Source organism: Microbispora hainanensis (assembly GCF_036186745.1).
Classification (GTDB): domain Bacteria; phylum Actinomycetota; class Actinomycetes; order Streptosporangiales; family Streptosporangiaceae; genus Microbispora.
The window spans coordinates 1,630,881-1,649,777 of the sequence record NZ_CP108086.1 but is presented as its reverse complement, the minus strand read 5'-3'; the positions used below and the strand labels follow the sequence as shown (position 1 = coordinate 1,649,777).

General features: G+C 70.8%; 17 protein-coding genes. 7 read left to right on the top strand and 10 right to left on the bottom strand.

The window, feature by feature from the left end; genetic code table 11:
- Positions 1-112: 112 nt before the first annotated feature.
- From OHB01_RS07475 to OHB01_RS07465, 3 genes are all read right to left on the bottom strand, one after another.
- Positions 113-1,486, bottom strand: a complete 1,374-nt coding sequence (locus tag OHB01_RS07475; protein WP_147945574.1) for an IS1380 family transposase — start codon at positions 1,484-1,486, stop codon at positions 113-115.
- A gap of 97 nt (positions 1,487-1,583) precedes the next feature.
- Entirely contained in the window at positions 1,584-3,209 is a 1,626-nt protein-coding gene (locus OHB01_RS07470) for a hypothetical protein (protein ID WP_328855138.1), read from the bottom strand.
- A 12-nt stretch (positions 3,210-3,221) separates the two neighbouring features.
- A complete protein-coding gene (locus OHB01_RS07465; RefSeq protein ID WP_142652162.1) occupies positions 3,222-3,530 on the bottom strand; it encodes a hypothetical protein in 309 nt (102 codons plus the stop codon).
- Between the two features lie 362 nt (positions 3,531-3,892).
- Here OHB01_RS07465 and OHB01_RS07460 point away from each other — a divergent pair, with 362 nt between their 5' ends.
- Positions 3,893-4,261, top strand: a complete 369-nt coding sequence (locus tag OHB01_RS07460; protein WP_147943078.1) for a group I truncated hemoglobin — start codon at positions 3,893-3,895, stop codon at positions 4,259-4,261.
- 73 nt (positions 4,262-4,334) lie between these two features.
- On the top strand, positions 4,335-5,684 hold the full coding sequence (locus OHB01_RS07455; protein ID WP_142652166.1) for a glycoside hydrolase family 36 protein: 1,350 nt from the start codon (positions 4,335-4,337) through the stop codon (positions 5,682-5,684).
- A gap of 22 nt (positions 5,685-5,706) precedes the next feature.
- Here OHB01_RS07455 and OHB01_RS07450 read toward each other — a convergent pair whose 3' ends face one another.
- The 3 genes from OHB01_RS07450 to OHB01_RS07440 all read right to left on the bottom strand — a co-directional run bounded on the left by OHB01_RS07450 (position 5,707) and on the right by OHB01_RS07440 (position 8,498).
- A complete protein-coding gene (locus OHB01_RS07450) occupies positions 5,707-6,885 on the bottom strand; it encodes a helix-turn-helix domain-containing protein (protein ID WP_185949107.1) in 1,179 nt (392 codons plus the stop codon).
- Positions 6,872-7,687 (bottom strand): hypothetical protein, encoded by an 816-nt coding sequence (locus tag OHB01_RS07445; RefSeq protein WP_142652168.1) that lies wholly within the window; start codon positions 7,685-7,687, stop codon positions 6,872-6,874. Before OHB01_RS07445 ends, OHB01_RS07450 begins: the two co-directional genes overlap by 14 nt.
- A gap of 532 nt (positions 7,688-8,219) precedes the next feature.
- Positions 8,220-8,498 carry a hypothetical protein gene (locus OHB01_RS07440; protein WP_328855137.1) on the bottom strand — a complete coding sequence of 93 codons (279 nt, stop codon included), beginning with the start codon at positions 8,496-8,498 and terminating at the stop codon, positions 8,220-8,222.
- On the opposite strand from OHB01_RS07440, the gene OHB01_RS07435 reads away from it, so the two are divergent.
- From OHB01_RS07435 to OHB01_RS07420, 4 genes are all read left to right on the top strand, one after another.
- On the top strand, positions 8,484-9,134 hold the full coding sequence (locus OHB01_RS07435) for a hypothetical protein (protein ID WP_147943082.1): 651 nt from the start codon (positions 8,484-8,486) through the stop codon (positions 9,132-9,134). The genes OHB01_RS07440 and OHB01_RS07435 overlap by 15 nt on opposite strands.
- Positions 9,131-10,354: a S8 family peptidase gene (locus OHB01_RS07430; protein ID WP_142652170.1), complete on the top strand. Its 1,224-nt coding sequence runs from the start codon at positions 9,131-9,133 to the stop codon at positions 10,352-10,354. Before OHB01_RS07435 ends, OHB01_RS07430 begins: the two co-directional genes overlap by 4 nt.
- Before the next feature lie 22 nt (positions 10,355-10,376).
- The gene (locus OHB01_RS07425) at positions 10,377-11,309 is read left to right on the top strand and encodes a DUF72 domain-containing protein (protein ID WP_142652172.1); all 933 of its coding nucleotides are present in this window, start codon (positions 10,377-10,379) and stop codon (positions 11,307-11,309) included.
- Between the two features lie 524 nt (positions 11,310-11,833).
- On the top strand, positions 11,834-13,003 hold the full coding sequence (locus OHB01_RS07420; RefSeq protein WP_328855136.1) for an acyltransferase: 1,170 nt from the start codon (positions 11,834-11,836) through the stop codon (positions 13,001-13,003).
- Between the two features lie 638 nt (positions 13,004-13,641).
- Here the strand turns inward: OHB01_RS07420 and OHB01_RS07415 are convergent.
- From OHB01_RS07415 to tatA, 4 genes are all read right to left on the bottom strand, one after another.
- A complete protein-coding gene (locus tag OHB01_RS07415; protein ID WP_328855135.1) occupies positions 13,642-14,538 on the bottom strand; it encodes an aldo/keto reductase in 897 nt (298 codons plus the stop codon).
- 16 nt (positions 14,539-14,554) lie between these two features.
- Entirely contained in the window at positions 14,555-15,235 is a 681-nt protein-coding gene (locus OHB01_RS07410) for a TetR/AcrR family transcriptional regulator (protein ID WP_328855134.1), read from the bottom strand.
- Between the two features lie 161 nt (positions 15,236-15,396).
- Positions 15,397-15,969, bottom strand: a complete 573-nt coding sequence (locus OHB01_RS07405; protein ID WP_328855133.1) for a hypothetical protein — start codon at positions 15,967-15,969, stop codon at positions 15,397-15,399.
- A 138-nt stretch (positions 15,970-16,107) separates the two neighbouring features.
- Positions 16,108-16,395, bottom strand: coding sequence for a Sec-independent protein translocase subunit TatA (tatA, locus tag OHB01_RS07400; protein ID WP_142652184.1), 288 nt, complete (start codon positions 16,393-16,395; stop codon positions 16,108-16,110).
- A gap of 599 nt (positions 16,396-16,994) precedes the next feature.
- On the opposite strand from tatA, the gene OHB01_RS07395 reads away from it, so the two are divergent.
- The gene (locus OHB01_RS07395; protein WP_328708992.1) at positions 16,995-18,803 is read left to right on the top strand and encodes a cellulose binding domain-containing protein; all 1,809 of its coding nucleotides are present in this window, start codon (positions 16,995-16,997) and stop codon (positions 18,801-18,803) included.
- Positions 18,804-18,897 lie beyond the last annotated feature (94 nt).

Sequence of the window (18,897 nt, the reverse complement as noted above, 5' to 3'; positions counted from 1 at the left end):
TGTGAAATCGCGGTCGTGGTCAGCCTGGTGGCCCGGCTGTCGCGCCGGGTGGACGGGGTTCCACGGGCCCGCGGGGTGTCCTTCCTGGTCGTCGGGGCGGTTTGGTGCCGGATCAGGTCGGTGCCGGGAGTGCTTGGAGCCGGGTGATGGCGGTGACCAGTTGGCCGGCCCAGGGCCAGGACGCGGCGATGCGCAGGCGTAGGCGGCGTCCGCCGCGGACCAGGCGGGCGGCGACGGCGAACAGGCGAAGCCGCAGCCGTTTGGGCTCATAACGGCGGGCCGGCCCATCCAGGGCGAGCATCTGCATCCAAGCCAGGAGTTCGCAGGCCAGGGCGACGACCTCACACCAGATCTGATTCTGGTCGAAGTCGTGCAGCGGCAGGTTGCGCAGCCCGGTGTCCTTGGCGGCGCGGATGCGGTCTTCGCAGCGGGCGCGGCGGCGGTGGCGTAGCTCCAGGTCGGCGAGCTGACCGCGGCGGGTGTCGGTGACAAAACAGGTGAAGCGGTGCCCGTCGATGTCGGTGAAGCGCAACTGCGCGCCCGGGTGCGGGCGCTCTTTGCGCACAATCAGGCGCATGCCCTTCGGCCAGCCGTCCAGCTTCACCAGGCCGGTCAGCTCGGCCACCCACGCACCCGGCCGTACCTGCCCGCCTGAGTCGTAGGCGGGCGTCCACGCCTGCGCGGGCAGAGCCAGAATCGCGGCCTGGATTTCTTCGGTGAGGGCGAACCCGATGGAGTACGACAGCCGCCGCCCGGGCCGGGACAGCCAGGTGAGGAACTCGCGGGTGCCGCCGCCGGAATCGGCGCGGATCAGTACCTGACGGCGGCGGTGCTTGGGAAGCTGGGCCAGCGCCAGCCGGGTGGCGGTGATGTGGTCGGCGGCGGTGTTGGATCCGGCGTTGCCGGGCCGCAGCATGATCGCCAAGGGTTCCCCGCCCCCGGTCGCTCCGTGGTCGGCGAAGACCGTCATCGGGTGGAACCCGAAGGTCTTCTTCCAGGTCGGCGCGGCCTGTTGCTTGTCAGAGTGGGCGATGACGATGGTCGCGTCGATGTCGAGGGGAATCAGCTGGCCGTCGGTGCCGGGGGCGTGGGGGCCGGCCAGGGCCCAGGCCCGCTGCCGGGCGGTGGCACGGGCGGCGCGGATCGCCTTAAGCGCGCGGACGGGGTCGGCGGCCAGGCGGTCGATCACCCGGGACACGGTCGGGTCGGAGGCGATCGGGCCGAACAGCTCGGGCTGAGCGCGGAGCATCGCGATGTCGGCCAGGCAGTCCCCGCCTAACGCCAGCGTGAGGGCCAGATCGGCGATGACTTTGCCCGGGTCGTGTACCGCCCGGGACGGACGCCACCGTTCCAGCTGCGCCGATAGTTCCCTGCCCAGGCCGGTGACCCGCAACGTCTCCAGCAACAGCAGCCCACCGGCCTGCGAGACGAGTCCCGAGCCGTCGGCGGACACCACGATCTTGCGCTGCAACGCGATAGTCTTCACTTGGAAAGTGCCTTCTGAACTGGTGCGGACAGGACTCTCGACAAGCCCAATCCTCCCAGCTCAAAGGCACTTTTCTCATGTAAACGATCAAGCCCGCTCAAATTCGTCGCGAAAGCCCGAGGCTAGCGGCCCAGCCATCCAGCCATCTGCTCACAACATAGGTCTTGGCCAAGGTCCAAGCGGTCTCCGCAAACGGAACGGGAATCTTATCGATGCCCAGGGCCATCGTGTTCTTGACAACGTCCCGGATCAGGCTGTCCGTAGCGTCCTTCTCGCCGCGAACCTCTAGCGCGGCCTTGAACTCGAGTCCGCCAAGGTCGCCGAACATGGCCGCCGCATCTTGGAAATGCCGGCCTTTGTCCTTGGCATCCAGGCGCGCCGTGTTCGTCAAGACGTCGTAGCGGAAGAGGGCGGCGGTCTTGTCGAAGTCGTCGGTGAGTCGTTCTTCGCCGGCGAATGTCTGGAGGAAACGGTAGGTGTCGCCGGGGCTCAGGTAGAAGGCGGGCGTGACGCCAGGAATCGGGACCCACTTGTCGGGCAGTGTCATGCCCGAGGTGCGGTAGACGGCTTTGTCGAATCGGGCGCCGGAGGCGAGTTCGTGGATGTACGACTTGGCGATTGAGGCCATGGAGTCTCTGGCGGTGTCCGGCAGGTCCTTGCCGAAGGAACCGGTCGCGAGCATGGCGTCCAGAGCGAACGCGGCGGCCTCCGCCGAGTGCTTGCCCGGCTTCTCTGTCGTGGCCTCGCTGCCCGTCTCCATGACCCGGCCGAACGCGTCGGCGACCTCGGCACCTGTCGCATAAGAATTGGCGTAGTCAAGGAACCGCTTCATCTTCTCGACCTGGGTGAGCTTGACCTCGTCGCCGCCCATCTGGGCGAAGGCGGCGCGGGCGGCCTTGCCGTCCCCGGCCAGGACCTCCAGCGCGAGTGCGACCGTGTCGGAGGAGTAGCCGTACGTCTGGGACAGGTTCGGGCTGCCGCCACGCCACTCCTGCCGCGGGTTCTTCAGGAAGTCGTCCAGTGCGAGGGTGCGGGCGGCTGCCACACGGACGTCCGTGGGGGCTTTCGCCCCGGCCAGCAGCGCCAGCCGGTTCCACGCCACACCGCGGTCCGCCGGTTTGCTCACCAGCTCGGCCTTCACCTTCTCCATCGCCGGGATGCCGGGGGCACGCAGCGCGGCGCCCAGGGCGGCGCCGAAGGCGGCGAGGTCCTGTTTGGCAGTCGGGCTGCCGGTGTTCATGAGCAGGTTGGGCAGCGTGTCGCGCACTTTCGCCGGCAGCGTGGCGAAGAACGCCGCGGCGGCGGCGGGATCCTTGGCCAGCGCCGCGATTTCCTTGATGTGCTCGTGGGCGAGTTCGCCCTTGGTCTCTACATCAGTGGCGGCATTGGTGATTATGCCGGTGCCGTACATGAGCCCCAGGTCGCGGCCGGTCGCGAAACTGTCCAGCGCATCGGGCAGCAGGGCGAAGGTGTGGTCGCCGGTGCCGTTCAGCGCCGTGATCAACGTGGCTCGCTCCGAGAGCGTGGGGGCCTGCTTCCTGCCCCAGTCGGCGATGGCGGCGATCTGCGCGAGTGGCGTGGTGCTCACGCCGTTCGCACGGAAGAGCCCCTCGAAGTCGGTGGCGAAGGAGGTGAGCCGGTCGGCCGCCTGGCGCAGGTCGGCCGCCATGGCGTTCATCGCCGCCGGGTCGATGCCGCAGAAGTCGCCGCCTAAGGTCGTCATGGCTACCGGGAGTCAGGGGCGTCCGGTCAGCTGGCGCCGGATGAGCTCGGCCTGGGAACGGGTGACCATCGCCGGATGCCGGTGCAGTTCCTCCTCGATCGCGTTGGTCATCTGCCGTACGAGCTGCGCCAGGCGGTGATGTCGGTCGGCGACCTCGGTCGTCCATTTCGCGGCGGTGGGTCCTGTCCAGACCTTGCCCGACTGCATCGACGCGTAGACGCGCTGGTAGGCCTGCCCGACCTCCTGAGATCGGTTGTGTACCTGTTTGAGGAGTTCCACCAATTGTGCGTGGCGAGGGTTGGGCACCATCTCTTCCGCCACGTCAGCCCCCTGTTGCCGCCCGCTGCTCGCCCCTGAACCGCATTTGATGTCAAAGGTAGACATCGCCCTCAAGCGTCGGCAACCCCGAAATAGCCGTGTATATCGAGAGTGAATTCGCTGACGCTTTCCCGTCGTGAAGGCGAAAAACATCCTCCCGAGTGGACCGTATCTCTGCCCCGCCGCACGTCGCCAGTGGGGACGACCGACTGCTTGGAGCAGCAACCCGCGCCCTGACTGTGATCTTTTCTGGCGTGTCGACCGCGTGAGCGCCCGGCCACGTACGTATTCCCGTCCGGTCATCGTGCCGTAACGAAGCGTGGCGATCGTCGTGGGTGACGAGGTCAACGCGGGAGGAGAGCGCTATGGCGTCCATCTTCGATCGGATCGGCGGTTCGGACGCGGTCGCGGCCGTGGTCGAGGAGTTCTACACGCGGGTCGTCGCCGACCCGATGCTGCAGGGCTACTTCGCGGACGTCGACATGGCCAAGCTCAAGGCGCACCAGCGCAGCTTCGTCGCCGCCGCGCTCGGCGGCCCGCAGGAATACCGGGGCAAGTCCATGGACGAGGCACACGCCGGGCTCGCCATCACGGCCGAGGAGTTCGACCAGGTGGTCGTCCACCTGGCCGGAGCGCTGGAGTCGTGCGGTGTGGACGCCGAGACGATCGGCTCGATCGCCGGGGCCCTCGCACCGCTGAAGGAGCAGGTCGTGCAGAGCGCCGTCGCGGCCTGAACAGGCCCGAAGGCCGTCCGCCGGGTGAGACGGCCCTTGACGCTTAACCGGTTCATGGGTGAACTGGGCCGTGATGGAACCGCGATTCGAGGACGTCGCCGCCCTGGACGTGGACCCGGCAAGTGCCCGGATCTACGCGGAGGGCTGGCAGTCGTGGAGCGTCACCGGTGCCCTTCCCCTGGCCGAGACCCCCTATCGGGTGACCCTCCCCAACTCGCTGGTCATCGACTGCCACTACGGCTCGGCCCCGGACGAGGGCGTGTTCCGGGGCGAGGGGCTGCTGGCCGTCGATCCCGGGGACGGCGGCTCCGTCCACGTCTTCGGCGCCGCGAGTGCCGAGACGGCCGCCTCCCGTGTGCCGGTCATCGAGGCACGGCCGTACGGCGGCCGGGTCGTGATCGCGTCGGATGCCCCCGTGGAGCACACGGAGCATCAGGGCGGGCTGGAGGCGGCGCTGGCCCACTGGGGCACCGGCTTCGCCGAGCAGGCCGGCGTACGCCTGCGTCCGTCGCCCACGGTCTGGTGCTCCTGGTACCAGTACTTCTCCCAGGTCACCCAGGAGGACGTCGCCGAGAACCTCACGGCCATGGACGAGCTGGCGCTTCCCGTCGACGTCGTGCAGATCGACGACGGATATCAGGCCGCGCCGGGCGACTGGCTCACGTCCTCCGGCCGCTTCGACGACCTGCCCGGGCTGATCCGGCGCATCCGCGAGCACGGGCGGCGGGCCGGGATCTGGATCGCCCCCATGATCGTGGCGTGCAAGAGCACCCTCTTCGCCGCGCACCCGGAGTGGCTCGTGACCGATCCCGCCGGCGGCGACCCGGTGTTCGCCGGTGACGTCCTCGGGGACTCCTGCGTCGCGCTCGACCTCACCCACCCCGGCGCGGCCGAATACCTGGCGGACGTGCTGCGCACCATGCGCGGCTGGGGCGTCGACTACTTCAAAATCGACTTCGTGTACGCGGGGGCGCTGGAGGGCCGCCGTCACGAGGACGTGACCGGCGTGGCGGCCTACCGCCACGGCCTGCGGCTCATCCGCGAGGCCATCGGTCCCGAGGCGTACCTGCTGGGGTGCGGCGCGCCGATCCTCCCCTCGGTCGGCATGGTGGACGCGATGCGGGTGGGCCCGGACATCGCGGCGTACTGGCAGAACCCGAGCGCACACCCCTCCGAGCCCAGCCAGGCCAACGCCACCAGGAACACCGTCGCCCGGGCGTGGCAGCACGGCAGGTTCTGGATCAACGACCCCGACTGCCTCATGCTCCGGCCCGAGGTCGAACGGCGGGAGGACTGGGCGCGCACCGTCGAGCGGTACGGCGGCCTGCGGGCCTCCAGCGACCGGCTGCGCGGCCTGGACGAGTGGGGGCTGGAGACCACCCGCCGCCTGCTCACCCCCGCCGAACCCACCCCGCTCGTCTGAGCCGAGCCGCGGACGCGTCGTGTCAGGGGACGAGTCTGAGCTGGGGGCGATTGGCGGGCATGCCGATCAGTTCGCGTACGCGTGCCACGGGCCAGGCGAGCTCCCGGGCCAGCGCGGGCACGGTCAGCCTGGTCTCGGCCGCCGCCATCTCGAACGCCCTGCTGAGCAGGACCGGCTGCTCGCCGGGGTAGCCCGACACCGGCTCGGTGGCGAAGCCCGGCTGGTCGCGCAGCGCCGCGAGCCGCTGGTAGGCGCGTCCGGCCGCGGAGTCGGACAGCAGGCCGACCTCCCGGCACCGATACAGCAGAGAGTCGACCGACACGCCCCAGACGCGGCGCAGCTCCGCCAGCCGCCGCAGGTCGGCGCGGGCGGGCAGGCTGGGCAGGATGCTGTCGCGCGGCGTGAGGAACTCCGCGGCGAAGGAGTCGGCCTCGCGCTCCTGCTGGCTGTCCCCGGCCGCCGCGTCCCCGTGCAGCACCAGGTGCCCCAGCTCGTGCGCGGCGGTGAAGCGGTGCCGATAGACGTCGTCGAAGCGGTTGGGCGTCAGGACGACGATGGGCCGGGGCAGGCTGGAGGTGGAGAAGGCGTCCACCGTGACCGCGTCCTCGTCGGCCTGGGGAAAGACGACGACGATCCCCCGTGACTCCATGTGCCGCACCAGGTGGCTGATCGGCCCGGTGCCGAGCCCCCAGTGGGCCCGCAGCGCGCGGGCCGCGCCCATGGGATCGCGAGGCAGGGCGCTGCCCGAATGCACCTCGCCCCCGGCGAAGCCCGGCAGGTCGACGTAGGGGAGCCGCACCCGTTTCTCCAGCGCGTACGTCAGCTCCCAGACCTGTTCGACGAAGGCCACGGCCTTCGCACGCTGGTAGGCCCGGGTGGAACGCAGGCTGCGGAAGTGCGCCATCGAGCCGTCCAGCTTGCCGTGCGGGCGGCCCGGCAGGAAGAAGGCCGCGGGCACGGCGAGCACCTCGGCGAGGAGCGGGACCAGATCGGGACGCGGCCGGGTGACCCCTGCCTCATACTGGCCGACCGCGGCGGGGGACACCCCGATGCGCTCGGCCACCTCCTTCTTCGTCAGCGCCGCCAGGCGTCGCGCCTGGGTGAGGCGGGTGCCGTCGAAGGCGTCCGCCACGGCCTGCGGGCTGGGCGCAGCGGGGGGAGCGGTGTCCTCGACCAGGCGCAGCCGGTCATCGTCCTTCATCGGCGGCGGCGTCCGGTGCGTACGGCGCCTCGCTCATCGGAGGCACGGCGGTCGCGCGCTCGCGGAGCGGGCGCGGGTTCAGGGCCGGAGCCGGCATCGCGCCCCGGGCGAACGCGGACGCCTCGCCGACGGAGGCCGCCACCCCGGGCAGCTCGGCCGCGGGCGCCTGGCCGGGGAGCGGAATCGGCTCGCAGTAGTGCCAGCGCAGGTTGCCGGTGCGGTCGAGCAGCTCGGCCTCGCCCCACCACACATCGAGCAGACCGGCCCTGGCGTTGCAGGCGTACGCGATGAGCACGAGGCGGGTGCCCTCGGGCAGCCGGGTGAGCGCGCGGGCTGCCGGAGTCACGGGCTCCGGCAGGGCGGCCTCGACGCCGCCGAGCGTGAGCTGCTCGGCCCAGGGCCGCGGGCCGAACCGGGTGAACAGCGCCTGCACCAGCCCGGACGGCCTGCCGTCGCCGATCCTGGCGTTGACCACGCTGACCGAACGGTCCTTGGCGTAGCGGAAGGGGAACAGCAGGTTGCCGCCGAGCACGACGAGCTCGTGCTGGGAGCCCGGCGGCTTGACGGTGACGACGCCGGGCATGTCCGCGAACGCGTCGGCCAGGGCCTCGAACTTGCGGGACATGAGCGTGAAGCCGAACGGGTGGAGGAGCTCGGTCCGCGCCGTCTTCTGGGCGTCCTGGGCGTTCTCCAGCGCGATCGCCAGCGCCTCGGTCACCCCCTGGCGGATCTGCTCGGCGCGCGGGCCGAACGTCTCCACAGCCCAGGTCGACAGCATCGCCACCTCCGGTGTGCTCCGCACGTGCTGCTTTTTTCAGTGACCGCCATACGCCGGGGACACTTTATTTTCCAACATCATAGTCCCGCGAACGCTTCATGAGTCACCCAGGTCACAGCTCTTCTGGCCGAGAAAGCACCCCGGGCGCGGCCGGAGAGATGGCTATAGTGCCAAATGTCGTGATCGGGGAGGGGAGCGTGGCCGGCGAATGCGCCCGCCGTGCTCCCCTGCCGTACGGCGGGCCGCCGGGAGCGTGTCCGCGTACGGCACGCACAACGGGAGAGCAATGGCACACCCCCCACCTTCCGGTCCATATCCGGGCCGGTCTCCCGTCGATCCCTACGGCGCCGGGCCGTATGGTCCGGGGCAGCAAGGCCCGGGGCAGCATGGTCTGGGGCCGTATGGTCCGGGGCAGCAAGGCCCGGGGCAGCAAGGCCCGGGGCAGCCGCCCGCAGGGCCGCACCAGCCTTGGCCGGGCTATCCGCCGCAGAACCCGCCGCTGCAGAACCAACCGCCCTTCAACCAGCCGCAGCCGAACCAACCGCCGCCCGGTCAATCACCGCAAGGGTGGCCACCGGGCGCGTACCCCCAGCCCGCCGGGCAGCCGTGGCCGCAGCAATCCCCCCAGCAGCCGGCCCAGCAGCCGGCCCAGCCGGGTCAATGGCCCGCACCCGGTGGTCCGTACGAGCAGGGCGGGCCGTACGAGCCGGAAGACGACGGCAGGCCGCGGCGGCGAGCCGGGCGGGTCTTCGGCGGGGTCGTGGCCGGGGGTTTCGGCCTGATGCTCCTGCTCGGCGGGGGCGCCGTCGTGGCGCAGGCCGTGTCGAACAGCCACCAGGAGATCCGCAACAAGGAATACGCGCACAACCTGTGGCGCAACGAGCCCGCCGAGACGCTGTTCCCCGCGGCGCTCGGCCGGCAGGATCCGAAGAAGAAAGAGAACGACCCGAAGATCGAGCGCGGCTGGACCAGGGTCGCGATCTCCCCGGACACCTCCTGCGCGAAGGCGCTGTCCGGGGCCGTGGCGAAGGAGGCCGCCCAGCGCGGCTGCGTCGCGGCCCTGCGCGCCACGTACGTGGACGACACGGGCGGCACCGCCGCGACCATCGCCATCGTCATGTTCGGCGACCCGAAGGTCGCCCTCGATCTGGGCGATCTCGTGCACGACAAGGCGGACGCCGACCGGCCCGACCATGCCGTGCACGCCCTCGCCGCCCCGGGGATCACCTGGAACGACGCCGTACGGGCGGGCAGTGGGGGCTACAACGTGCTGGACATCTACACGCCGTGCGCGGTGGTCGCCTCTGCGGGACCGGTGGACGGCAGGAAGGCGGGCCGGCTCCCGCAGCCCTGGGGCAGGCAGAGCTACGACCAGCGCATGGACCGTGAGCCGTGGAGCGCGACGGCCGAAGGGCTGGCCAAGTCCCTCGCCTGGCGGCTGGCGGACCTGACCAACAGGGGGGGAGCATGACCGGGCGCGGGCTCCGCGCCGCCCTGCCCGCCGTTCTGCCCGCCGTCGTCGCGGCGGTCGTGGCGGCGGTCGTGGCGGTGGCGGGTACGGCGGTTCCGGCGCGGGCGGACGCGCCGAGGGACTGGGAGGTCGCGGCCCTGCGGCTCCCCGAGGCGCAGCGTACGGCCCAGGGGGACGGCGTTCTGGTCGCCGTGCTCGACACCGGTGTGGTGGCCAGGCATCCCGCGCTGGGCGGCCGGGTGACGACCGGCCCCGACCTCATCGGGGGCGGCGCCCGGCCGGGCCAGTCCTACTGGGGCGAGCACGGCACCGCGATGGCGTCCGACGTGCTCAAGGTGGCGCCGAAGGCCCGCATCCTGTCCGTACGAGTCCTGTGGGACTGGGAGGACCCCGCGCGGAAGCGGGCGCTGAAGATGACGAGGGACGCACAGAGCGAGAAGGCCGCGCATGCCCTGGCCAACGGCATCAGATATGCCGTCGGCAAGGGGGCGAAGGTCATCTCGATGTCGCTCGGCACCGACGAGTGGGACATCTTCAACGGTTACGAGGAGGACACGGCCGCCGCGGTGGACTACGCGGTGAGCAAGGGCGTCACGATCCTGGCCAGCTCCGGCAACGGCGGCTCGACCAACCCGCTGGAGAAGGACGCCAACAACAAGGTGTCCTACCCGGCCGCCTATCCCGGGGTCATCGGGGTGGGGGCGCTGGGGCCCGACGGCCGCCGGACGGACTTCTCCCAGGTGCACACCTACACCACGGTCGCGGCCCCGGGCATCGACATCTACAGCGCCAGGAACACCGGCGGCTATCAGTCGGTCGACGGCACCTCCCCGGCCTGCGCCCTCACCGCCGGAGTGGTCGCGCTGGCGCTGTCGCGCAATCCGAAGCTCACACCGGGGCAGATCCGTTCCATCCTCACCAGGACCGCCCGGCATCCGGCGGGCGGGTACGACACGTTCGTGGGCTTCGGCCAAGTCGACGCGGCCGCCGTGGTCGCGGCGGCCGGCTCTCCGGGGAAGTCCGCGATCAAGGCCGTGCCGTACAAGGGGAAGAAATACTTCGGGAACGGCCCCACCGACGCGCCCATGACCCACCCGCCCATCGACAGCGAGTATCTGGTCATCGGCGGAGGCGCGGGAGCGGCCGGGCTGCTGCTGCTGTTCGTCGCCTTCGTCCTCTTCCGCCGCCCCAAGGCCCGAACCCTGCCGCCCGGGACCTGAGCACCGCTCCTTATGGTGAGGTATGGGGGAGATCCTGGTCGGCACGGCGTCCTGGACCGACAAGACGCTGCTGGAGTCGGGCTGGTATCCGCCCGACGTCACGACGCCGGAGGAGCGCCTGCGCTACTACGCGCGCATGTTCCCGCTGGTGGAGGTCGACTCCACCTATTACGCGCCGCCCGCCGAGGCCACCGTACGGCTGTGGGCCGAGCGCACGCCCCCGGAGTTCGTCTTCGACGTCAAGGCGTTCTCGCTGCTCACGCGGCATCCGACCCGGCCGGCCGCGCTGCCGAAGGACCTGCGTCCGAGCGAAGGCGGCAAGAACCTGTACGCCCGCGACCTCGACCCGAAGGTGGTGGACCAGGTCTGGGAGCGGTTCGTCAGCGCTCTGCTGCCGCTGCGCGAGGCGGGCAAGCTCGGGGCGGTGCTCTTCCAGTTTCCCCGGTGGTTCCCGATCGGCCGGGCCAACAAGCACTACATCCTGGAGTGCAAACGGCGCTGCGAGCCGCTGCGCATCTCGGTCGAGTTCCGCAACCACACGTGGATGAGCGAGGACAACCAGGCCGAGACCCTCGACTTCCTCCGTTCGTACGCCATCCCGTACGTGTGCGTGGACATGCCGCAGGGTTATCCGGACTCGATCCCGCCGGTCGTCGCGGCCACGTCCGACCTGGGGGTCGTGCGGTTCCACGGGCACAGCGACAAGTGGACCAGTCATGACGTCCACGAGCGCTTCGGCTACCGCTACTCCCTCGACGAGCTCGAACAGTGGGCGCTGCGGCTGCGCGAGCTCGGCGGCCAGACGTCCACGACCCACGTGCTGATGAACAACTGCTACCGCGACTACGCGCAGACCAACGCCCGCCAGCTCGCCGCCGTGCTCGCGCGTTTGCCAGACTGCGACGTACGCCCCCGGCCGGACGGCGACCGGACACTCGAGGAAGGGACCCGATGACGGACCTGCCCAAGATCAGCGCGCCGGCCACGCGAGCGCTCGCGAACGCCGGCTACACCGATCACCCGGCCGGCTCTGGAGAAGCTCGCGCGGGCGACCGAGGCCGAGCTCCTCGCGCTGCACGGCATGGGACCGAAGGCGATGTCCGTGCTCCGCCGGGCCCTGGAGGAGCACGGTCTGTCCTTCCGCGATCGGCCGACCGCGTAGTAGGAGTCCACCGCCGCCTGGTCGTGTTCCCCACTTCACCGTCGGGGCGCTCACTCCCGCCGGGGTCGTGCCGAAGGCGCGCGATGAACGCTTCCCTGGTCGCGCCTGGTCGCTTCGCTCTCGCGCGTTCCTCAGTCCAGATCGCTCGGCTCGTTCGTTGTGTAATTGGGGCCGGCGCGGTCGTCGGCGGTGGCGGGGTCGGTCAGGCCGGGACCGGTGAGCACCATGCGGGGCCCAACCCCGGTGACGTGCGCCTGACGGAGTTCGTGCGCCAGGTGGTGTGCTGCCGACGGCGTATTTCGCCTAAAGTCACCTGAATGGCAGCAAACCCCTCTCGGCTGGCGTGGCTGGACGCCTTACGCGGGATCGCCGCTCCGGCCGTGGCGCTGCACCACTCGGCCTGGACCTTCATCCCGGCCGTGTGGGCGGAGGTGGACCGCCGGGTCGACGTCGGCACCTGGGGCGTCTTCGTGTTCTTCCTGGTCAGCGGCTACATCATCCCTGCCTCGCTGGAACGGCGGGGCGACCTGCGGGCCTTCTGGACCGGGCGGGCGTTCCGGCTCGTCCCGCTGCTGCTCGCCGCCCTCGCCCTCGCGCTGCTCCTCGCGTACGCCGGGCTGTTCGAGTCCTCGCCCGGTTTCGACAGCCGGCCGCCGCCGCTCGTCGCGCTGGCGAACCTCACGATGCTGCAGGAGCTTCTCGGCGTCCCCTCGGTGATCAACGTGATGTGGACGCTCTCCTACGAGATGGCGTTCTACCTGATGACGGCCGGGCTGTTCGCCGTACGGCAGGCGCACAGGTCGGCGCCGATCGCCATGGTCCTGGCGGTGGCGGCCGTGCCGCTCGGCCTGCTCATGCCCCGCGCCACGATCAACGGCGGCGCGGACCTGGTCGCCGCGCTCATGGGCGTCGCGGTGATCCTGGTCATCGTCGTGACCGTGACCGCGAACGGCCGCCTCAGGACGGCGGCCGCGGTGATCGGCGGCCTGCTCGGCCTGGCGCTGGTGATCCTCGGCAGCCGGATCGGGGCAGGGCAGGGCCTGGTCATCGCGGCGACGATGTTCGCCGGGACCGCCGTGTGGCGCGCCGAGCAGGGCGCGCTCCGGCCGCTCTGGGCCGTCGCCGCCCTGCTGATGGTCATCGTGAGCGGCGTCCTGGTGGCGCGTGAGCCCGCCTGGGCCGCGGCGGTGCTGCTGGCGGCGGCCGTCTTCGTGCTCGCGTTCCGGTTGCGGCACCGGCCGTTCCCCCGGTGGCTCGCCCACCTCGGCGTGATCAGCTTTTCTCTCTATCTGCTGCACCCGCTCCTGCTGCGCGTCGTCCCGAACCTCCCGGTGTTCTTCCTCGTCCTGCTGGTGCTCGGCCAGGTGGCGTACCGGTTCGTGGAGGCCCCGGGCCAGGGCCTCGGCCGCCGCCTGAACAGGAAGATCCGCGCCGCCGGGCCCGAAGCCGTGAGGGGCGAGCACGCGCACTCGCCGGGTGGTGCGTGACTCGCGCTCAGCCGGGTGGTGCGTGACTCGCACTCAGCCGGGTGGTGCGTGACTCGCGCTCAGAGGAAGGCGGCGACCAGGGCGACGATCAGCGCGAGCAGCTTCGGGCGTTGGGCGCGGTCCCTGACGTGCTTGTCGCCGAACCGGCCCGATCGAACGCCCAGGAGAAGCACCCCGAGAGGAATCCCTCCGGCACACTGCCGCGGTCAGCGCGCCCCAGGCGACACCGGTCCAGCCATCGCTGATCGCACCCATCACCAGCGGTAGTCCTATGACGATGTGCGCGGGCGCGAACACCTCGGTCAGTCCGCGGGCGAGACGGTTCTCTCCCTGTCGAGTCTCTCCCTGACGACTCTCTCCCGGGCGACCTGCCTGTACGCCGCCGCGACCTGCCGAAGCCACTGCGTCTCCCTTCCGATGTCACCGGACGGAACCGCGCACATTGCCGATGATCTAGGGGAAGCTTGGTCGGGCATCTTCTCACCCCTGTCCACCTTGTACGCGAAGCGGGGTGAGGCACCGTACGCGAGGCGGGGTGAGGCACTGTACGCGAGGTGGCGTGAGCACCGTACGCGAAGCGGCCTGAGGCGCCGCGCCGTACGCGAGGCGGCGGAGGAGCGGAAACGCGAGTCCTTCGGTCAGGTGGCGTCGGCGAGCGCGTCCAGGCGGGCCATCTCCTCGTCCATGAGACGCAGCGCGGCGGCGGCGACGTTCTCGGCCAGGTGATCGGGGTTGCCGGTGCCCGGGATGGCCAGCACGTGCGGCCCCTGCTGGAGCGTCCAGGCCAGCCGCACCTGCGCGGGGGTCGCGCCGTGCGCGCGGGCGACGGCCAGCACCTCCTCCAGGTCCGTGCCGCTCGTCCCCTTCTCCCGGCCGTCGCCCGCGATCGCGAAGAACGGCACGAAGGCGACGCCCTGCTCGCCGCAGGTGCGCAGTTGCCCTCGGCTGCGGGTGAAGCCGATGCCGTACCGGTTCTGCACGCTCACCACCGGTGCGATTGCCTGGGCCTGCGCGAGGTGCTCGGGCCGGACGTTGGAGATCCCCAGGTGCCGGATGAGACCGGCCTCGCGCAGCTCCGCGAGTGCCCCGAAGTGTTCGGCGATCGAGTCGAGCCCCGCCTGGCGCAAATAGACCAGGTCGAGGTGGTCACGGCCGAGCTGGCGCAGGTTCTCCTCGACCTGGCCGCGCAGCTGGTCGGGCCGGGCGAGCGGCAGCCACTCGCCGGACGGGTCCCGCCCCGGGCCCACCTTCGTGGCGATGACCAGGTCGTCCGGGTACGGCGCGAGCGCCCGGTTGATCAGCTCGTTGGCCGAGCGCAGCCGCGAGAAGTAGAACGCCGCCGTGTCGATGTGGTTCACACCGAGCTCGACGGCGCGCCGCAGCACCGCGATCGACCGTTCGCGGTCGCTCGGCGTGCCGAGGTCGAAGGCGGCGCTGCCCGTCAGGCGCATCGCCCCGAACCCCATCCGGTTGACCGTGAGGTCGCCGAGCCGCCAGGTCCCCGCGTCCGACGCGCTGATCGTGGTTGTGTTCATCGTTCAAGGATGCCCGTTAAAGGCCCATGCCGTCGGCGAGGGCGTCCATGACCGCGTCGAGGAGGGCGACGCCGCCGTGCCCCACGCCGGCGAACTGCCCCTGGACCTCCAGGCTCACCACGCCCTGGAGCTGGGCCCAGGCCATCACGGTGCCGGTGAGTGCGGTCGCCGCGTCCCCCTCGGGGGCGAACGCGCGCACCCACTCGGCGACCGCCGGGGTCCCCTGCATCCATTTCCCCATCTGCTCCCGCAGCGGTTCCGCCCCCGGCCGGCAGCGCCCCTCGGCGAACACCGGCAGGAAGGGCCCGAGCACGTTCCGGGCCCGCAGCACGCTTTCCGGGGGTGCCTCGTGGCCGGGCGAGGGCGTCCCCGCCAGCAACTGGAACAGGCGTGGATTGGCCACGGCCCATTCGCGGAAGGCCCGGGCCAGCGCGTGCAGCCGCTCCCGGGGCGCGCCCTGCCCGACAGCGGCCCGTACGGCCGCGGCGACGTCGTCGAAGCCCATCAGGATCAGCTCGGTGAGCAGCTCGTCGCGGCTGCGGAAGTACTTGTACAGCGCCGGTCCCGTCACGCCGAGCTTTTTCGCCACCGCGTTCAGGCTCAGCGCCGCCGTCCCGCCCTCGCCGATCTGCACGAGAGCGATCTGCTTGATCTCCGAACGGACCTGCTCCCGGTAGCGCTGCCGCGGCGTTGACATCCCCTCATTATGGTGAGTACCTCTCATCAGCGCCTCCCGGCTCATCACCGGATGTCCCGTACGCGAAAAATGTCCCGTACGTGAAAAAGGGCCGGACTCCCGGGGAAGAGGAAGTCCGGCCCAACGCGGATCCGTGCCGGCTGACCCGGCCGTTCCAGCGGTCAGGGGGTGTAGATCTCCTGCACCTTGACGATCACGCCGCGATAGACGGTGATGAGCGCCGGACGATGCGCGTGCTTCATCCGGGAGATCAGCTCGCTCCGGGAGCACCTCTTCGACCCCAGGCCGCCGTGCTTCACCGTCACCGTGGTGCCCTTGCACCCGGTGGCGCTGTAGAACACCACGTTCTTGGCCACACGAGAGGCGTAGGCCGTCACATCACCCTCGGGCGGGCCCTCGAACCGCCCCTCCGTGTGGCCGGTCTTGTCCTTCACCCACCTGATCGGCTCGTACTCCGCCACCCCGGACCGGTAATACGTGACCCAGCCCCGCAGGACGCCGTCGTGCCGGGGCGAGATGTGCTTCGTGAAGTCATGGTGCGGGTCGGTCTGGAACGACGTGCCGTACGGCTTGGGCGCGGCGAACTTCGGCGCGGCGGACTTGGGCGCGGCGGACTTGGGCGCGGCGGACTTGGGCACGGCGGCGGCGTCGGCCGGGAGCGCCGCGGCGCAGGTCAACGCGGCCGCCGCCGCGGCGGCGGGGAGGACAAAGCGGAGCGAGAGGGCGTGCTGCATGTCCTGTTGGAGTCCGGATCCGGCGGAAAGGTTCGTCCGATCGGCCGGATTTCCGTACACGCCCATGCGCAGGCCTCGCGACGGCCGTTCATCGGTCGCCCGTCGGCCGTCTGGCGGGTGTGGAGTGCGGGCGACGCCTCAGCGGGCCTCGGGCTCGTCCGGCCGCGCGGCTTCCGCGGCGGCCCTGAGCCGGGCGTTCTCCTCTTCGAGCGCGCGCAGCCGCGCTTCGGCGTCCGGGACGGCGGGTGCCGTACGGGCCTGGGTGACGGCGGTGTCGGCCTCGTCGCCGAGCCTGCTGGTCTCGTTCTTGAAGATCCGCAGCGACTGCCCGAGGGCCTTGGCGGTGTCCGGCAGCTTCTTCGCACCGAAGAGCAGCACGAGCACCACCAACACGATCATCCAGTGAACAGGGCTCAGCGAACCCATGGCTCTCCTCTGGTCGTCGTTTTGCCTGCTCACAGGCTATGCCATCGGACGAGAGGCCGGCCGCGCGGGCTGCCGGCGAGACGGCGGCCGGTCGAAGGGCGGGGTGTCGGCGTCGTCAGGCCGTCCGGACGTCGTCCGGTCGTCCGGCGGCCCACCACCTGCGGGCCGGACTGCCGGCCGACGCACAGGGGGAGCGGGGCGGAGAGCGAGGGCGTCCCGCGCCTCGGCGCCGCATGCGGCGATTCCCGGCGTCGGCAGTTGCTTTCCGGGCCCGGAGTGATGAAACTTTCGTGTCTATTTCGGAAAAGTCCTCCCGAGAGTAACGGTAATCATGCCGCGAACGGCACCGTTCTTATCCGCCACGAAGTGGCTGTCGCCCCATCCGATTTGGGCCTTGCAGCGCTGCAACATTTCGGTGTTTCTTCGAAAAAATTCAGCTCACGCTCGTGTCAGCGGTCCTTGCCGGGCCGGTGACAGGTCCGGGATCCTCAGAAGGAAGGACGCACTGTCGTGAAACGCCTCAAGGTCTCGGCAGCAGCAGTGGCACAGGCTGCCGCAGTCCCCATCGATGCCGGCCGGCCCTCCCGCGGGGGCTGCCGATGATCGGCGACATCTTTTCGAGCGGCGTGCGCCGCGGCCTGTTTTCCGGCGGCGTGGGTCGCGGCCTGTTTTCCGGCGGCACGGGCGTGCGTCGCGGGCTCGTCGTGGCCGCCGTCGCCGCGCTTTCGCTGGGTCTCGCGGTGGTCGAGATCCCCGGTGGCGACGCCGGTGCAGGCGCGCTCGCGCCCTGGTCGGCGCAGGCGGCCAATGCCGCCGCCGGCGTCGAGGACGAGGGTGCCGACTGCCCGGTGCCCGACCTGGGACAGCCGGTGTCCAACTCCAGGCTTCCCGATCCCTTCAAGAAGATCAACGGGCAGCGCATCACGTCCAAGTCGGACTGGCGATGCCGCCGCGAGGAGATCAAGAAGCAGGCCGAGCGCTACATCTACGGTGAGAAGCCCGGCAAGCCGGCCGGCGTCACGGGCACGGTTTCGCGGACCAGCATCACCGTGAACGTGTCCGCCAACGGCAGGAGCTCCAGCTTCTCCGCGTCGGTGGACGCGCCGAGCGGCAACGGGCCGTTCCCGGCCGTCATCGTGTACGGCGGCTTCGGCGCGGACACCGCCACCATCAAGGCGAGCGGTGCCGCGGTGATCAGCTACGACCCGTTCTCGGTCGGCAGGGAAGGCACTCCGCGCAACAACAAGCAGGGCGCCTTCTACAGCATCTACGGCTCCTCCAGCAGCACCGGCCTGCTCGCCGCCTGGGCGTGGGGCGTCAGCCGCATCATCGACGTCATCGAGCAGTCGGGCGGGAGCATCCTCAAGGCGGACGCGACCGGCGTCACCGGCTGCTCGCGCTACGGCAAGGGCGCCTTCGTGGCCGGCGTGTTCGACCAGCGCATCGCCCTGACGATGCCGATCGAGTCGGGCAGCGCCGGTGTTCCCATCCTGCGCGGCATCGCCCAGGAGAGCGGTGCGCAGCCGCTGAGCAGCGCCTACTCCGAGCAGCCGTGGCTGGGTGACGCGTTCGGCTCCTTCACCGGCAACCCGAACGGGCTCCCGGTCGACACGCACGAGATGGTGGGCATGATCGCTCCGCGTGGTCTGTTCATCATGGAGAACCCGCACGTCGACTGGCTGGGCGCCCAGTCGGGCAGCGTGGCCGCGCTGGCCGGAGCCGAGATCTACAAGGCGCTCGGCGCGGGTGACAACATCAGCTACTGGTCGGACGTCCAGGACGGCACGCACTGCGCCAGCCGGTCCGAGTGGCGCACCCCGCTGCAGCAGAACATCCAGAAGTTCCTGCTGAAGACGGGCAACGCCCCCGGCGTGTTCCGGATCTCCTCCAGGAAGTCCGGCAACCTCTCGCAGTGGAAGGACTGGACGACCCCGACCCTGTCGGATTCCAACCCGTCCCCGAGTCCGTCCCCGAGCCCGTCCCCGAGTCCGTCCCCGTCCCCGTCTCCGAGTCCCAGCCCGACCCGCTCGCCCAGCCCCAGCCCGTCCCCCAGCGGGAACACCAGCCCGAGCCCGTCTCCCAGCCCGAGCCCCTCGCCGTCCGGCGGAGTGAGCGGCGCGTGCTCGGCGACGATCCAGGTGGTCAACTCCTGGTCCGGCGGCTGGCAGGGCGAGGTCACGGTGCGCGCGGGGAACTCCCCGATCAACGGCTGGACCGTGAACTGGACCTGGCCCGGCGGGCAGACCATCACCCAGATCTGGGGAGGCGTACGCTCGGGCTCCGGCTCGACCGTGGCGGTGCGCAACGAGTCGTGGAACGGCTCGGTCGCGGCCAACGGGAGTACGACCTTCGGCTTCCTCGGCAGCGGGACCGCGGCGACCCCGACGGCCACCTGCACCAGCCCGTGATCCACGGGTGATCCGACGTACGGCAGGACACTCGGCCGGACGCTGACGATCAGGGCCCGCTGCGACCACGCCGCGGGCCCTCCTGTGTGTACGG

What these genes read in the sequence shown, in the direction of transcription:
- OHB01_RS07415 (WP_328855135.1), bottom strand. Translation starts at nt 14,538, where the DNA reads ATGAACACAACCACGATCAGCGCGTCGGACGCGGGGACCTGGCGGCTC.
- OHB01_RS07460 (WP_147943078.1), top strand. Translation starts at nt 3,893, where the DNA reads ATGGCGTCCATCTTCGATCGGATCGGCGGTTCGGACGCGGTCGCGGCC.
- OHB01_RS07450 (WP_185949107.1), bottom strand. Translation starts at nt 6,885, where the DNA reads ATGAAGGACGATGACCGGCTGCGCCTGGTCGAGGACACCGCTCCCCCC.
- OHB01_RS07455 (WP_142652166.1), top strand. Translation starts at nt 4,335, where the DNA reads ATGGAACCGCGATTCGAGGACGTCGCCGCCCTGGACGTGGACCCGGCA.
- OHB01_RS07410 (WP_328855134.1), bottom strand. Translation starts at nt 15,235, where the DNA reads ATGTCAACGCCGCGGCAGCGCTACCGGGAGCAGGTCCGTTCGGAGATC.
- OHB01_RS07420 (WP_328855136.1), top strand. Translation starts at nt 11,834, where the DNA reads ATGGCAGCAAACCCCTCTCGGCTGGCGTGGCTGGACGCCTTACGCGGG.
- OHB01_RS07430 (WP_142652170.1), top strand. Translation starts at nt 9,131, where the DNA reads ATGACCGGGCGCGGGCTCCGCGCCGCCCTGCCCGCCGTTCTGCCCGCC.
- OHB01_RS07405 (WP_328855133.1), bottom strand. Translation starts at nt 15,969, where the DNA reads ATGCAGCACGCCCTCTCGCTCCGCTTTGTCCTCCCCGCCGCCGCGGCG.
- tatA (WP_142652184.1), bottom strand. Translation starts at nt 16,395, where the DNA reads ATGGGTTCGCTGAGCCCTGTTCACTGGATGATCGTGTTGGTGGTGCTC.
- OHB01_RS07425 (WP_142652172.1), top strand. Translation starts at nt 10,377, where the DNA reads ATGGGGGAGATCCTGGTCGGCACGGCGTCCTGGACCGACAAGACGCTG.
- OHB01_RS07395 (WP_328708992.1), top strand. Translation starts at nt 16,995, where the DNA reads ATGATCGGCGACATCTTTTCGAGCGGCGTGCGCCGCGGCCTGTTTTCC.
- OHB01_RS07470 (WP_328855138.1), bottom strand. Translation starts at nt 3,209, where the DNA reads ATGACGACCTTAGGCGGCGACTTCTGCGGCATCGACCCGGCGGCGATG.